Consider the following 14504-nt stretch of genomic DNA (forward strand, 5'->3'; position numbering starts at 1 on the left):
GATGGCAGGGCTTCGCATGACACTCAAGGCGCGCGCCTTCCTGCTGCTGTTCGTGGCACTGCCCCTGCTCTCGGCCTGCGGCGGCAATTGGGGCTGGCACGTCGTGGACCCCCGCGATGCCCGCGGCCAGGCCAACCTCTCCTTCATGCTGTCGGGCTTCTGGGCCACCATCTCCCTCAGCCTCGCCACCATGCTGTTGTCCGTCGTACTGGGGCTGGGCGTGGCGATGCTGGGCATGGCGCGATACCGCGTCGCCCGCTGGACCAATCGCATTTATGTGGAGTTGTTCCGCTCCATCCCCATCCTGGTGATGATCCTCTGGGTCTTCTACGGGCTGCCGGTGGTGCTCGATATCCGGCTCGATGTCTTCGTCGCCGCCATGCTGGCGATTGCCATCTGCGACAGCGCCTTCGAGGCGGAGATCTTCCGCGCCGGCATCCAATCCGTGGAACAGGGACAGCGTGAGGCCGCGATGGCGCTGGGCCTGACGCCCTGGCAGCGCATGCGCTTCGTGATCCTGCCCCAGGCCATCCGCCGCGTGCTGCCGCCCATCGCCAACCAGTTCATCTACGTCGTGAAGATGTCCTCGCTCGCCAGCGTCATCGGCTACCAGGAGCTGACGCGGAAGACGAATGAGCTGGTGGTGACGGTCTTCCGGCCGCTGGAGCTCTACACCATCCTCATCCTCGAATACCTGGTGCTGATCCTGGCGATCTCCTTCGCCGTGCGGTGGCTGGAGAAGAAGATGGGCGCGGACCAGGGCGTGCGACGCGTCGGCTGAAGCCCGCCCCGCAGCGCGACGGCCGCCCGGAGCAGCCGGCGGCACTGCCCGTCGGCCCCGCCAGCGGTATGGACCTTGCATGGCCGCCGCACAGCATGTCCGACTTCATCCGCTGCCCAGGCCAGAAACGAGCCATGCCGCCCCCGCCGATGCCGGCACGGGTTGGCCGCGCGCGTCCCCTGGGCCGGCCGCGGCCGGCGGCCGGGCGAAGCGCCCCCGGCGATGCCGTCAGCGACCGCCTCTCTCCCGCGCAGGCTGCCTCCACCCGCGCCATCGCCACGCGCCCGGGCCCGCCGCCCCACATGACGGGAGCCGCCTGATGAGACGCCTCCGCATCCGCCTCAATACCGGCTTCTGCGGTCCCCATGCCGGCTTCCTGCTGGCGGAGGCGGACGGGCTGCTGGCGGAAGCCGGGATCGCCGTGCAGTGGCTGCCCGGCAACGGCGCCGCCGCCGTGGTCGCGGACATGGCGGAGGATGTCTGCGACCTTGCCTATGGCGACCTCTCCGCACTCGTCATGCGGCTGGGCCACAGCAAACCGGGCAGCGGACCGCAGGCGGTGTTCGTCGGCTTCAACCGCACGCCGCTGGCCATCGCCGTGCCGGTCGCCGGCACCGCGCAGCATCCCGTGGATCTCGGCGGCCGCATCCTGACGGGCCATGCGCGGGATGCCGCGCTGCTGGCCTTCCCGGCCCTTGCCCGCGCCGTCGGCCTCGATGCCCGCAGCGTCCGCATCCAGCCGTCGGAGGCGACGCTGGCGGAACAGGTGCGCCAGATGATCGTGGGTGATGCCTCCGATGGCATCTTCGGCTTCGCCAACACCATCATCGCCTCGCTGGAAGCGGCGAAGCTGAACCTGGTGGGCTCCCTGCGATTCCTCGACTACGCCGAATGGCTGCCGGACCTCTACGGCAACGCCCTGATCGCGTCGCGCCACCTGGTGGAGCGGGAGCCGGAGGTGCTGCGCGCGCTGGTGGATGCGGTGGCCCGCGGCTTCGCCGCGGCGGTGGCGGACCCCGGCCGCGGCGTCGAAGCCGTTCGCCGCGTGGCGCCGGACATCGACCTGCGGATCGAGTCGAAGCGCTGGCGCGGCACCATCGCAAGGGAGATGGGGCACCCGGAGGGCGCGGTGCTCGGCATCGGGGACGCGCACCCGGCCCGGCTGGCCCAGGGGATCACGCTGCTGGCGGAGGCGATGGAACTGCCGCGCAGGCCTGGGGCGGCGGAGGTCTTCACGCCGGACTTCCTGCCGCCGGTGGACCTGCGCCGGGGCCGATAGAGCGCACCGAAAGGGCCAGATCCGGCATCAGCGGCCATCGTCGCGGAGAGGGTTCAACACCCTCCCGATCTCTCGTCGATGGGATTGGGGATCAGCGCCCTTCGCTGACCACCCGAATTCCATCCGTGCCGTTTCAGGCGATGATCGAGATATCCGCCAGGGACAGCGCCGGCGCGCCGGCGAACTTCGCGAGGAGCACCGAAGCGCCCAGCCCCGATCCGTCCGCATCGAAGTAGAGCATCCCGTCATCGGTATCATAGACGACCTGCGCGCGGGCAGCTGTGGCCGTTCCCGCCCGGCTGGCGACGAAGTTCGCGGACTGCAACGCCCCCACGGCAAGGCCGAAGCCCGCGCTTGACAGCTGGATGTCATCATCGCGGGCGGAGAAATCGAGGATCTGGTCGCTTTCAGCCTCCCGCGCAAGCAGGACGACCACATCGCGCCCCGCGCCCAGGACGAGTACATCGGCCCCGGCGCCACCGATAAGCACATCGTCGCCGTTGCCACCCTCCAGCCGATCCGCGCCAGACCCGCCGACAAGGACATCCTGGCCGGCGCCACCGCCCAGCGTGTCGTTGCCCGCAGCACCTTCCAGGCGATTGTCACGGCCATCGCCCAGGACCTTGTCCGCGTTCCGGGTGCCGATCACGCTGCTGAAGGACTCGACACGGAAGGTCACGCTGCCAAGGCCCGGAATACCACTGACGGTAAGTCGTGCCGTGGCCAGGTCGACATCGAAGCTCGTCGTCTGGGTGGCCGGCACGGCCACGGTTCCATCGATCACATTGTTCAGGCCCGCCGCGCCCAGGATCGCTTCGACATTCGAGATGACATCGGTGCCGAGCGCACCCTTGTCGATGAAGCCCTGCGACGTCAGCGTCACGGCGGTGCCGAGGGTGGTGTAGTCCAGCGTGTCGAAGCCGGCCCCACCGTTATAGACGTCATTGCCAGCGCTGCCGAAGAAGCGGTTGTCCAGCGTGCTGCCGGTGATGATGTCGCCATTCGCCGTGCCGCGAACATCGACGAAGTTCGTGACGCCGAAGCTCACCGACCCCAGATAGGGGATGCCATTGATCGTCAGCGCATTGGCCGCAAGGTCGATGATGAAGCTCGTGGTCTGCGCACCCGCGACATAGCCATCGATCAGATTGGCGACGCCGACGGCACCGATGATGCTCTCCACGCCGGCGATCAGATCGGAACCGCCCGCCGCCTTGTCGATGACGCCCTGCGACTTGAGCGTGATCTGCGTACCGGCGCGTGAGTAGTCGACCGTGTCGAGGCCGGCACCACCGCTGAACGTGTCATTGCCGGTACCACCAAGGAAGACATCGTTGCCAACGGTGCCAGTAATGCTGTCATTGGTGACCACCGGCGCAGGTGGAAGCTTCGGCGGCTTCGGCGCTTGGTACTCGGGCAAGGGAGTCACTCCGGATCTGGTTCGCTTCCCTTGTGCCACGCGGGCTCCTTGTCCTGCGTCGTCTTTACGAGAGTTTTCTGGATTTTCGCATCAGTTCATGGACGGGAGTGACGCCCCTGTCGACGGCGAGCCGCCATGCGAGAGGCGGCGCAGGATGCAGGTACGGAAGAGCCGGCCCGGACCAGGGATGAGTTATCGCCCATCAATCCCCGTTGCGTCATGGCGCGCTCAGGCGTCGCCGAGGGCGGGTGCCAGGCTGGCCGCCAGCGCCATCACCGCCTCCGCCACCGGCCCGGCCAGCAGTTCAGGCGTGACGACCGAAACCGCCCCGCCGCAATTCAGCGCCATCACCCGCGATCCATCCGGCGATACCACCGGCACGCCGATGGAATTCACGTCGGGATGGGCGCGCCGAAGGTTGAGCACGAAGCCGCGTCGCGCATGATGGTCGAGCGCCGCTGCGATCTCCGCCCGCATGCCGCCTTCCAGCCGCGCCAGCACCGCATCGCGCGTCGCCGCATCCACACCCGCCAGCCAGGCCCAGCCCAGCGCCGTGGTGGCGATGGGCAGCGTGGCGCCAACGGTGAAGGACAGGCGCAGGATGGTCGGCGCCTCTGCCCGCGCCACGATCAGCATCACGTCATCCTGCCGCGCGGCCAGTGACAACTGGACCCCGAAGCGGTCCGCGATGCGCTGCATGGCCGGCTGCGCGACTTCCGCGATGCCCCCCTTCGCCAGCGCGGCATAGCCGAGGGAAAGCAGCCCGAACCCCGGCCGCAGCCGCCCGGGGTCCCGCCCCGGCACCAGCACGCCCATGCCCTGCAACGTGTGGCACAGCCGCCAGACCGTGGATTGCGCAAGGCCCGTCATCGCCGCGATTTCCGTGGTGCCGAGTTCCGGTCGCGCCGCCGTGAAGCAGCGCAGCACCTCCACGCCTCGGGCCAGCGCGGTGACGAATTGCCGGTCCTTCCCGTCCCCCATCACGCCTCCCCATTCCGCGATGCTGCAGCGCATGGGCGGCCTGTTGACGCCGGCCGGCCGCGGCGCGACGCTTCACCCACTATGCAAATAGCCAATCCGCACACCGAATTCAAACCTGGCCCGCTGACCGGCCACGGCTTCCCCGATCTGCGGCCCTTCTTCGCCCCGAAAGCGGTAGCGCTGCTGGGGGCGACGGAGGACCTCGGGAAGTTCGGCGGCCGCTGCCTGCGGCAGATGCTGGATTTCGGCTTCACGGGTGATGCCTTCCCGGTGAATCCGAACCGGCCGACGGTCTTCGGCCGTCCGTGCTTCCCGAACCTGTCTGCCCTGCCGGCCCGCCCCGACCATGTCGGCATCGTGCTGCCGGCAAAGGCCTGCATCGATGCCGTGGCCGAATGCGGTCGCCTCGGCATCCCCTACGCCACCGTCTTCTCCTCCGGTTTCGGTGAACTGGGCACGGAGCAGACCCTGGCGGCGCAGGCGGAACTGGTGCGGGTGGCGCGCGCGGGCGGCGTGCGGATCATGGGCCCCAACTGCAACGGCATGATCAACTTCGTCGACGGCTTCGCCCTGACCTCCACCGCCACCATCAGCGGTCCCCGTCGCGCCGCCGGCGACATCGGCGTGGTGGGACAGAGCGGTGGCGCCGCGCAGGTCAATGTCATGTGGCGCGCGCAGGAGATGGGCCTCGGCATCTCCTACCAGGTCAGCAGCGGCAACGACGCGGACATGGACCTGCTGGACTACGCCGCCTTCATGCTGGAGGACGCGCACACCAAGGTCGTGCTGATGCTGGCGGAGCGCATCCGCGACGGTGCGCGGCTCCGCCTGCTGGCCGCGCGGGCCGCGGAACTCGAAAAGCCCATCGCACTGATCAAGTTCGGCCGCACCGAGGCAGGCGCGCGCGCCGCGGCCTCCCACACCGGCGCCATCACCGGATCGGATGCGGTGTTCGATGCGGCGGCGCGGCAGCTCGGCCTGATCCGCGTGAATGATGCGCGCGAACTCTATGAGGTCGCGATGCTGCTGCGCCGTCGCCAGCGCCCGGCAGGGCATGGCGCGGCGGCGCTGGCGATCTCCGGCGGCAATCTGGTGGCGCTGACGGACCAGGCCGCGGGCGTCGGCATCGGCTTCCCCGACTACGCGGCGGAGACGGCGGCGAAGCTGCGGACGCTGATCCCGGGCTTCGCGGCGGTGAACAACCCGACCGACCTCAGCGCCGGCGCCATCGGCACGAAGGACACCTTCGCCAAGGCGGCAGCCATCATCCTGGACGACCCGGCCGTGGATGCGCTGGTGCCTGTCATCACCATCGCGCCGAATGACGACATCCGCTCCGTCACCGCCTTGTCGGAAGCCTCCGACAAGCCTGTCGCGATCCTCTGGACCGGCCGCTCCGCCGCCGATCCCACGCTGACGCCGGAACTCCTGGTGCGAGAGGGCCATGCCGTCTTCCGCGATGCGCTGCCCTGCGCCCAGGCGCTGGCGCGCAGCATGGACTGGGCCGCCTTCCTCCGCCGCCGCACCGCGCCGCCCACGCGGCCCGCAGGCCTGGACACGGCCCGCGCGCGGCAGCTTCTTGCGGCCGCGCCGGCCGGTGCGCTGACCGAATCCGCCTCCCGCGCCGTCCTCGCCTGCTACGGCCTGCATGGCCCGCGGGAGGGCGTGGCGACGACGGCGAAGGATGCGGTGGCGGAGGCCGCGCAGATCGCCGGCCCGGTCGCGCTGAAGATCCTCTCCCCCGACATCCCCCACAAGACCGAAGCCGGCGGCGTGCGCCTGCACCTCCAGGGGGAGGAGGCCGTGCGCGACGCCTTCGCGGCCGTCATCGCCAATGCCCGCGCCTACGCGCCCGACGCACGGATCGAGGGCGTTCTGGTGCAGGAAATGGTGTCGGGCGGGCAGGAGATGCTGCTCGGCCTGACACGCGACATCACCTTCGGCCCCGTGCTCACCATCGGCTTCGGCGGCACGCTGGTGGAGGTCCTGCGCGATGTCACCTTCCGCCTGCCGCCCGTCACGGCGGTGGAGGCGACCGAGGCGCTGGAATCGCTGCGCCTGGCACCGCTCCTGCACGGCCATCGCGGCGCGCCGCCGTGCGACATCACGGCGCTGGCGGACGCCATCGCGCGCTTCTCCTGGCTCGCCACCGATCTCGGCGACATGATCGAGGAGATCGACGTGAACCCCATCGCCGTGCTGCCTTCCGGCATCCGGGTGCTGGACGCGCTGGTCGTGACGCGGGACGCTGCGCCATGACCCTTCTCATCGACCGCACCGATCACGGCGTCCTCCGCCTCACCCTCAACCGGCCCCAGGCCGCCAATGCCCTGTCCCGCGCCCTGCAGGATGCGCTCGTCACCGCGCTGGCGGACGCGGCGCGGGACAGCACGACGCGCGCGGTGATGCTGGCCGGCGCGGGCGGCCGCGTCTTCAGCGCCGGGGCCGATCTGCGGGAGGATCTCGGCCTGCCGGTGCCGGAGGCGAAGAAGCTCCGCCGCGCCCTCCTGCTCCGCAGCATCCTCGCCGTCCTGGATTGCCCGAAGCCCGTGGTCGCCGTGGTGCGCGGCAAATGCGTCGGCGGTGGCGCGATGCTGGCGCTGATGGCGGATGAGGTCATTCTCGAATCCGGCGCCTCCATCGCCATGCCGGAAATCGCGCTCGCCATGCCCTCGCCGCTCGGCGTCACCATCATCCAGTCACGGGGCGGCCGCCAGGCGGCGCATCGGCTGATGCAGGCGAACCAGCCGATGGATGCCGCCACGGCGCTCAGCGCGGGCCTTGCCGATGCGGTGCACGCCGATGCGGCGCTGGATGAGGCCGCGCAGGGGCGCGCAGCCGCGCTCGGCGCGATGGATCCCACCGCCTATGCCACCAACAAGAGCTGGCTGAACGGCCCGCTGCGCGCGCGCATCATCGCCGCCGCGCAGGCCGCCGAGGCCGCCCATGCCACAGGTCCCCATGATGCGCACTGAACTCTCCCCCGAACTGGCCGAACTCCGCGGCCCGATCCGTCGCTTCGTCACCGACCAGCTCGAACCCCTCGCCGCCCGCATCGATGCGGAAGGCGAGATCCCCGACGCGGCCTGGGACCTGATGCGTGGCCAGGGCTGGCTCGGCATGCTGCTGGCGGAAGCCGATGGCGGCGGTGGCGCCGACCTTCCCACCTACTGCCTGGTGATGGAGGAAGTGGCGCGCAGCCATCGCTGCTTCACCCTGCTGCTGGACGCGACCAGCGGCCTGACGCCCATCGCCATCGCCCGCCACGGCACGGCGGCGCAGAAGGATCGCTGGCTGAAGGGCCTGGCAACCGGCCGCCTCCGCGCCGCCTTCGGCCTGACGGAGCCCGGCGCCGGATCGGACGCCGCCGCCATCACCACCCGTGCGACGAAGGTCGAAGGCGGCTGGAAGATCGAGGGCCGCAAGCAGTGGATCAGCGGCGGCCACGCCGCCGATGTGGTGATGGTGATGGCCGTCACCGATCCCGCCCAGCGCGCCCGCGGCGGCATCGGCGCCTTCCTCGTGCCACGCGGCACGCCGGGCTTCGACGTCACGCGCATCGACACCACCATCGGGTCGGAGGCGATCAAGCTCGGCGAACTCACCTTCACCGATTGCGTGGTGCCGGATGAGGCGCTGCTCGGCGATCCCGGCCAGGGCTTCGCCATCGCGATGGGGTCGCTGAGCAATGGCCGCCTCGGCGTCTCCGCCGCCTGCATCGGCGCCGCGGATCGGCTGCTGGAGATGTCGATCGAGCACGCGAAGCAGCGCAGCACCTTCGGCCAGCGCCTGGCGGACCGCCAGGCCATCCAGTGGATGCTGGCCGACAGCCATGCGGAGATCGAGGTCTCCCGCGCCTTCCTCTACGAAACGCTCCGCAAGGCGGCGGCCGGCGAGGACCTCGGCAACTTCGCCGCCATCTGCAAGCTCGCCTGCAGCGAGATGGTCGGCCGCGTCGCCGATCGCGCGGTGCAGATCCATGGCGGCGCCGGGCTGATGCGCGGCGTGCCGGTGGAGCGCTTCTACCGTGATGTCCGCCACTACCGGGTCGGCGAAGGGGCGTCCGAAGTCCTGCGCATGGTGATCGCGCGGGAGCTGGTGAAGTGAGCACGGTCCTCACCGAGACCCGCGACCACATCGCCTGGGTCACGCTGAACCGGCCGGAGGCGATGAACGCGCTCTCCATGCAGCTCCGCGCCGACCTCGCCGCCGCGATGCGCGCGGCGGAGGCTGATCCCGATGTGCGCGTGGTGGTGGTCCGGGGCGCGGGTGACCGTGCCTTCTGCGTCGGCGCGGACATCAAGGAATTCGTGGAGGTCCCCTCCCCGCCCGCCTACCGCCAGGCGCGGGTGCCGGAAAGCTGGATCAGCCCCTTCGACCACACGAAGAAGCCGATCATCGCCAGCATCCATGGCCACTGCCTTGGCGGCGGCCTCGAAGTCGCACTCGCCTGCGACATCCGCATCGCGGCGGAGGATGCGAGCTTCGGCCTGCCGGAAACCGGGCTCGGCATCATGACCGGCGTGGGCGGTTCGCAGCGCCTGCCCCGCATGGTGGGCCTCGCCCAGGCGCTGGACATGATCCTGACGGGCGACCGCATCGACGGGAAGCGCGCGCGGGAGATCGGCCTCGTCACCCGCGTGGTGCCCCGCGCCGATCTGGCGGCGGAGACGGAGGCGCTGGCCCTCCGCCTCGCCGCCCGCCCGCCCACCGCCATGGCCTTCGCCAAGGAAGCCGTGCGCGCCGCGCAGGATCTGCCGCTGCGCGACGGCATGCGGCTGGAAGTCGATCTCCTCACGCATCTCCTCAACACCGAGGATCGGCTGGAAGCCGCGCGTGCCTTCCGGGAAAAACGAAAACCGCAATTCACCGGCCGCTGAAGCGACCGGCCACAAGGGGAGGAACAACAACATGCCAGGACCCACACGCAGGTTCATGCTCGGCGCGGGCGCCGCGCTCGCCTTGCCCAGCCTCGCCCAAGCGCAAGCACCCTGGCCCGCCCGCCCCATCCGCCTGATCAATCCATGGACGCCGGGCGGCCCCGCCGATGTGGTCGCGCGCCCCGTGGCGCAGCGGCTGTCGGAATCGCTCGGCCAGCCCGTGGTCATGGAAAACCGCCCCGGCGCCAACGGCACCATCGGCGCCGCCGCCGTCGCCCGCGCGGCGCCGGATGGCTACACGCTGTTCTTCAGCCATGTCGGGCCCATCGCCATCAGCCCGAATTTTTCCTCGAGTGTCCCCTTCGACCCGGTGCGCGATTTCGCGCCCATCACGCAGCTCGTCTCCGGCCCGATCGTGCTGGTGGTGCGGCCCGACGTGCCGGCGAACAGCGTGACGGAATTGCTGGCGCTGGCCCGCGCGCAGCCCGGCGCGTTGTCCTACGGCTCCGTCGGCCCCGCCAGCACCACGCACCTGGCCGGGGAGATGCTGGCCATGATGGGCGGCGTGCAGTTGCTGCACGTACCCTACCAGGGCGCGGCGCCGGTGGTGACGGACCTGCTCGGCGGGCGGCTGCACTTCGCCTTCATCAACTTCGCCGGTGCCGTCGCGCAGATGCAGGCCGGCACGCTGCGCGCCATCGCCGTCTCCACCGAACGCCGGTCCAGCGGCCTGCCCAATCTGCCGACGGTGGCGGAAACCCTGCCGGGGTTCGAGGTGAACTCCTGGTACGGCGTCATGGCCCCCGCCAACACCCCCTCCGCCATCGTGGACCGGCTGCATCGCGACATCGCCGCGGCGCTGCATGCGCCGGACCTGACCGCCACGCTGCGCGCCCAGGGCTTCGACATCGAGGCGACGACCCCCGCGCAATACGCGGCCAAGATCGCGTCGGACCTGCAACGCTGGGGTGAGCTTGCGCGCGCCACCGGCATCAAGGTGGGCTGACCCTTCGATCGCCGGAGGGCGCAGGCGGCGAAGCCGCCGAGCACCCGAGGGCGTGAATCGAAGGGTGCTTCAAGGACACGACCCTTCGATCGCCGAAGGGCGCAGGCGGCGCAGCCGCCGAGCACCCGAAGGCGTGAATCGAAGGGTGCTTCAAGGGAGACACCAACATGGCGATGAAGATCTGGCACCAGGGCCTGGTGATCTTCGAGGACCTGCCGGAATACGCGGCGGCAACGAAGAAGCATCTCGCCTCCGTCGTGCGGCCCGACACGGACATCGTCATGCACGGCATCCTGAAGGGCACATACGCCACCGACTATCCGATCGATGAATTGCAGTTCCGCCCGCTGGCGCTGATGCATCGCGCGCAGCCCATGGCGGCGGCCTATGCCGCCGAACAGCAGGGCTACGATGCCTTCGTGATGAGCTACCTCTCCGGCGTCATGCTGCCGGAAATCCGGTCCCTGGTGGATATTCCCGTCGCCAACTACCTGGAAGCCGCCGCGCACCTCGCCACCATGTATGGCTACCGCTTCGGCATCACCCGCTTCGCGCCCCAGCTGGGCAATGAGATCAAGGATTTCCTCGACAGCATCGGCCTCGGCGCCTGCTTCGCGGGGACCGTCGCCTCCGGCTATTCCTACAAGGAGATCTTCGGCGGCTTCGCGACGCCCGATGCCGTCATCTCCCGCTTCAAGGAAACCGTGCGCGACTTCTCGAAGAACACGGGATGCGACGTGATCATCCCCGGTGAGATGCCGCAGAACGTCTTCCTGACCACCAACGGCGTCCATCGCGTGGACGACATCCCCGTCATCGACGGCATCGCCGCCACCTACAAGCTGGCGGAGATGATGGTGGACATGAAGCGGCAATTCGGCCTGACGCGCAGCCGCCACGGCCAGAAGAACTGGCGTCCGCCGCCGGCACGCGTCGCGGACGTCATGCGCTTCTACGGCATGGACAAGGCCTGGAAGGCGATCGGGGCGCTGGAATGATGCGCCCGACCCGCCGCGCGCTGCTGGCCAGCGCGATCCTCGCCCCGTCCATCGCCCGCGCACAGGATGGCTACCCCACCCGGCCCATCCGCCTGGTGGTGCCCTGGCCGCCGGGCGGGCCCATCGACCTGGCGGCGCGGCCCATCGCCGCCCGCATGGCCGAACTCCTCGGCCAGCCCGTGGTCATCGAGAACCGCGGCGGCGCCAACGGCACCATCGGCGCGCTGCATGTCAGCCAGGCCGCGCCGGATGGCTACACCCTGCTGGTCGCCTCGCCCGGCCCCGTCTCCATCAGTCCGCTCGCGCGCGGCCAGGCAGCGCTGGAGCCGTTGCGGATCTTCGCGCCCGTCTGCCAACTCGTCTCCTCGCCCTCCGCGCTCGTCGTGCGGAAGGACCTGCCGGCGCGGGACCTCGCCGCCCTCATCGCGCTGGCCAAGGCCCGGCCGGGGGCGCTCACCTACGGCTCCGCCGGCCCCGCCAGCATCAACCACCTCAGCGCTGCGACGCTCGCCGCCCGCGGCGGCGCGGAGATGCTGCACATCCCCTACCAGGGCGCCGCGCCGCTGCTGACGGACCTCATCGCCGGACGCATCGACATGGCCTTCCTCGGCATCGGTGTCGCCCTGCCGCTGGTGACGCAGGGCAATGCGCGGGCGCTGGCCGTCGGCAACCTCCGTCGCGCCGCCGCCATGCCCGATGTGCCGACGGTGGCGGAGACCTATCCCGGCTTCCAGGCGGATAACTGGTACGGCATCCTCGCGCCGCTCGGCACGCCCCGCGGCATCATCCAGCGCCTGCACCGGGACGCCGCCGCCGCGGTGCGCACTCCCGCGGTCACCCGCGCGATGGTGGAAGCCGGCAATGAACCCGCCCCCTCCGAAAGCCCCGAAACCTTCGCCGCCATGATAGCGGAGGATCTGGAGCGCTGGCGCGACTCCGTCCGTGCGGCGGGGCTGCGGCCAGAGTAGCCTTCGCCGCATGGCCCTGACCCGCCGTGCGGCGCTCGCCCTGCCTGGCTGCCTTGCCGTGCCCGCCTGCGCCCAGGGCGCCGGGCTGCTCGCCACGCTACGCCCTGTCCATCCGCGCCTGCTGACCACGCCGGAGCAGGTCGCGACCCTGCCGGCGCGGCTGGAAGCGGAGCCCGCCGGCCGCCGCTGGCGCACCACCCTGCTGCGCGATGCCGATGGCCTGCTGGCCCGCCCGCCGGCGGAACGGCGCTTCGAGGCGCGGCGCCCGGTGCTGCTGCCGACGTCCCGGGACATCCTCCGCCGGACGGAGGCACTGGGCGTCGCCTTCCTCCTCACCGCCGATCCCCGCTACGCCGCGCGCCTGGCGGCGGAGATGCGCGCCGCGGCCGCCTACCCAGACTGGAACCCCAGCCACTTCCTCGATGTGGCGGAGATGACCACCGCCTTCGCCCTGGCGCTGGATTGGTGCCACGCCGCCTGGCCGGAGGCCGACCGCGCCATGGCGCGCGACGCCATCATCGCGAAGGGTCTGCGCCCCGGGCTCGACGGCTTCCGCAGCCGCGCCTTCTGGACGCGCGTGACGCACAACTGGGCCCTGGTCTGCATGGGCGGCCTGGTCTGCGGCGCGCTGGCGGTGGCGGAGGATGCGCCGACGCTGGCGGCGGAGATCCTCTCCCTCGCCCTCCCCGCCGCCCGGCCGGCGCTGGCGTCCTACGCGCCCGACGGCGCCTGGGACGAAGGCGTTGCCTATTGGGACTACGCCACCCAATACGCGGTCTTCCTGCTGGCGGCGCTGGACACGGCGCTGGGGGCGAACCAGGGGCTGTCCGCCCTGCCCGGCCTGGCGGAAGCTGGCCTGTTCCGCCTGCATCTGGAAGGCCCCACCGGCCGCGTCTTCAACTTCGCCGATGGCGGGGAGAGCGTCCGCAACACCCCCGCCCTGATGTGGCTGGCCCGGCGCTACCACGCCCCTGCCTATGCCTGGCTGATCGGCCGCGCCCCCGGCGTCACCGGCACCGGGCTCCTCTGGTACCAGCCCGGCGGGCAATCACCGGCGGCGCTCGGCCTGCCCCTCGATGCCCGTTTCCGGCATGTCGAGGCTGCGAGCCTGCGCGGCGCCTGGGGTGACCCCGCCGCGAGCTGGATCGCCTTCAAGGGTGGCGACAACGCCGCCAACCATGGGAACCTCGACCTCGGCACCTTCGTGATGGAGGCGGGCGGCGAGCGCTTCGCCATCGACCTCGGCGCCGATGACTACGCCCTGCCCGGCTATTTCAGCGCGGCCCGGCGCTTCACCTACTACCGCAACGCGACGGCGGGGCAGAACACGCTGCTGGTGGATGGCGCCGACCAGCCCATGGCGGCGCGCGCCGCGATCACCGCCTTCCGGTCCGAACCAGGCTTCGCCCGCGCCGTCGCGGACCTGTCCGCGGGCTACCCGGCGTTGGTCTCGGCGCGGCGCGGCATCGCCCTGCTCGACCGACGCGTGATGGTGGTGGCGGATGAGGTGACGGGCAGTGCCGGCCGGCGGCTGCGCTGGCAGATGCATACGCGGGCGGCGGTGGCGTTGGATGGTCCGGCGGCGGTGCTGCGCCAGGGCTCGGCCATGCTCCAAGCCCGTATCCTGGAACCCGCCGGCGCGGTCTTCACGCTGGACAGCGCCACCCGCCCGCCGCCGGAGAACCCCAATACCGGGGTGCAGCGCCTGGTGGTGGAGGCCATGGGCGCTGCGCGGATCGTGGTGGCCTTCGCGCCGGGGGAGGCGGCGCGGGACGACCAACTGGCCCCGATCCGCCGGCCGCTGGCGGCCTGGGCCTGACCGCAAAAAGGCTGGCTCAGGCCCATTATTCGTGTTATGTTCCATCCATCAAGGGGCACAGCCATGCGCGACGCGATCCGGCGAGGGCTGGATGCGAAAGAGACCCGTCTAATACCAACGCCCTCAACGGTTGACCTGTGCGTAGTCGCGGGTGGCGATGGAGGTGATGCGGCTTGGATCGTTGATGAGGGCGTTCCAGGCATCGCAGCACGCATCGACGATAGCGTCGTAGGTTTCGTAGACCCGGTTGCTGAGCTGGTTCTGGCGCAGGAACTGCCAGACGTTCTCGACCGGGTTCAACTCGGGCGAGTAGGGCGGCAATGGTAGCAGGCTGATGTTCTCCGGGACCTGGAGCTTGCCGCCGGTCTGGTG

The 14504-nt window shown here is 70.6% G+C and carries 13 protein-coding genes; 10 read left to right on the forward strand and 3 right to left on the reverse strand.

Annotation, left to right across the window (positions count from 1 at the left end; all coding sequences use genetic code 11):
* Positions 1–16: 16 nt before the first annotated feature.
* On the forward strand, positions 17–781 hold the full coding sequence (locus BM041_RS28140; RefSeq protein WP_092963243.1) for an amino acid ABC transporter permease: 765 nt from the start codon (positions 17–19) through the stop codon (positions 779–781).
* 319 nt (positions 782–1100) lie between these two features.
* Positions 1101–2060, forward strand: coding sequence for an ABC transporter substrate-binding protein (locus BM041_RS28145; RefSeq protein ID WP_175534224.1), 960 nt, complete (start codon positions 1101–1103; stop codon positions 2058–2060).
* Between the two features lie 133 nt (positions 2061–2193).
* Here the strand turns inward: BM041_RS28145 and BM041_RS31995 are convergent, their stop codons facing one another.
* Positions 2194–3519 carry a calcium-binding protein gene (locus BM041_RS31995; protein WP_092963245.1) on the reverse strand — a complete coding sequence of 442 codons (1326 nt, stop codon included), beginning with the start codon at positions 3517–3519 and terminating at the stop codon, positions 2194–2196.
* 189 nt (positions 3520–3708) lie between these two features.
* Positions 3709–4494, reverse strand: coding sequence for an IclR family transcriptional regulator (locus tag BM041_RS28155; RefSeq protein WP_092963246.1), 786 nt, complete (start codon positions 4492–4494; stop codon positions 3709–3711).
* 48 nt (positions 4495–4542) lie between these two features.
* On the opposite strand from BM041_RS28155, the gene BM041_RS28160 reads away from it, so the two are divergent.
* The 8 genes from BM041_RS28160 (at position 4543) to BM041_RS28195 (ending at position 14132) form a co-directional block, all read left to right on the forward strand.
* On the forward strand, positions 4543–6720 hold the full coding sequence (locus BM041_RS28160) for an acetate--CoA ligase family protein (protein ID WP_092963247.1): 2178 nt from the start codon (positions 4543–4545) through the stop codon (positions 6718–6720).
* On the forward strand, positions 6717–7436 hold the full coding sequence (locus tag BM041_RS28165; RefSeq protein ID WP_092963248.1) for an enoyl-CoA hydratase/isomerase family protein: 720 nt from the start codon (positions 6717–6719) through the stop codon (positions 7434–7436). The genes BM041_RS28160 and BM041_RS28165 overlap by 4 nt, the downstream gene beginning before the upstream one ends.
* Positions 7423–8568 (forward strand): acyl-CoA dehydrogenase family protein, encoded by a 1146-nt coding sequence (locus BM041_RS28170; RefSeq protein ID WP_175534225.1) that lies wholly within the window; start codon positions 7423–7425, stop codon positions 8566–8568. Before BM041_RS28165 ends, BM041_RS28170 begins: the two co-directional genes overlap by 14 nt.
* On the forward strand, positions 8565–9341 hold the full coding sequence (locus tag BM041_RS28175) for an enoyl-CoA hydratase/isomerase family protein (protein ID WP_217648876.1): 777 nt from the start codon (positions 8565–8567) through the stop codon (positions 9339–9341). Before BM041_RS28170 ends, BM041_RS28175 begins: the two co-directional genes overlap by 4 nt.
* A gap of 31 nt (positions 9342–9372) precedes the next feature.
* Entirely contained in the window at positions 9373–10347 is a 975-nt protein-coding gene (locus BM041_RS28180; RefSeq protein ID WP_092963250.1) for a Bug family tripartite tricarboxylate transporter substrate binding protein, read from the forward strand.
* Between the two features lie 167 nt (positions 10348–10514).
* Entirely contained in the window at positions 10515–11345 is an 831-nt protein-coding gene (locus BM041_RS28185; protein WP_092963251.1) for an aspartate/glutamate racemase family protein, read from the forward strand.
* The gene (locus BM041_RS28190; protein WP_092963252.1) at positions 11342–12313 is read left to right on the forward strand and encodes a Bug family tripartite tricarboxylate transporter substrate binding protein; all 972 of its coding nucleotides are present in this window, start codon (positions 11342–11344) and stop codon (positions 12311–12313) included. Before BM041_RS28185 ends, BM041_RS28190 begins: the two co-directional genes overlap by 4 nt.
* A 10-nt stretch (positions 12314–12323) precedes the next feature.
* Entirely contained in the window at positions 12324–14132 is a 1809-nt protein-coding gene (locus BM041_RS28195; protein WP_092963253.1) for a heparinase II/III domain-containing protein, read from the forward strand.
* 123 nt (positions 14133–14255) lie between these two features.
* Here BM041_RS28195 and BM041_RS28200 read toward each other — a convergent pair.
* On the reverse strand, positions 14256–14504 hold a 249-nt coding region (locus BM041_RS28200; RefSeq protein ID WP_175534017.1), incomplete at its 5' end, for a transposase.

The organism is Falsiroseomonas stagni DSM 19981 (assembly GCF_900114315.1).
GTDB lineage: Bacteria > Pseudomonadota > Alphaproteobacteria > Acetobacterales > Acetobacteraceae > Falsiroseomonas > Falsiroseomonas stagni.

Coding starts and splice junctions, on each gene's coding strand:
- BM041_RS28140 (WP_092963243.1), top strand. CDS start 17: ATGACACTCAAGGCGCGCGCCTTCCTGCTGCTGTTCGTGGCACTGCCC.
- BM041_RS28145 (WP_175534224.1), top strand. CDS start 1,101: ATGAGACGCCTCCGCATCCGCCTCAATACCGGCTTCTGCGGTCCCCAT.
- BM041_RS28155 (WP_092963246.1), bottom strand. CDS start 4,494: ATGCGCTGCAGCATCGCGGAATGGGGAGGCGTGATGGGGGACGGGAAG.
- BM041_RS28160 (WP_092963247.1), top strand. CDS start 4,543: ATGCAAATAGCCAATCCGCACACCGAATTCAAACCTGGCCCGCTGACC.
- BM041_RS28165 (WP_092963248.1), top strand. CDS start 6,717: ATGACCCTTCTCATCGACCGCACCGATCACGGCGTCCTCCGCCTCACC.
- BM041_RS28170 (WP_175534225.1), top strand. CDS start 7,423: ATGATGCGCACTGAACTCTCCCCCGAACTGGCCGAACTCCGCGGCCCG.
- BM041_RS28180 (WP_092963250.1), top strand. CDS start 9,373: ATGCCAGGACCCACACGCAGGTTCATGCTCGGCGCGGGCGCCGCGCTC.
- BM041_RS28185 (WP_092963251.1), top strand. CDS start 10,515: ATGGCGATGAAGATCTGGCACCAGGGCCTGGTGATCTTCGAGGACCTG.
- BM041_RS28190 (WP_092963252.1), top strand. CDS start 11,342: ATGATGCGCCCGACCCGCCGCGCGCTGCTGGCCAGCGCGATCCTCGCC.
- BM041_RS28195 (WP_092963253.1), top strand. CDS start 12,324: ATGGCCCTGACCCGCCGTGCGGCGCTCGCCCTGCCTGGCTGCCTTGCC.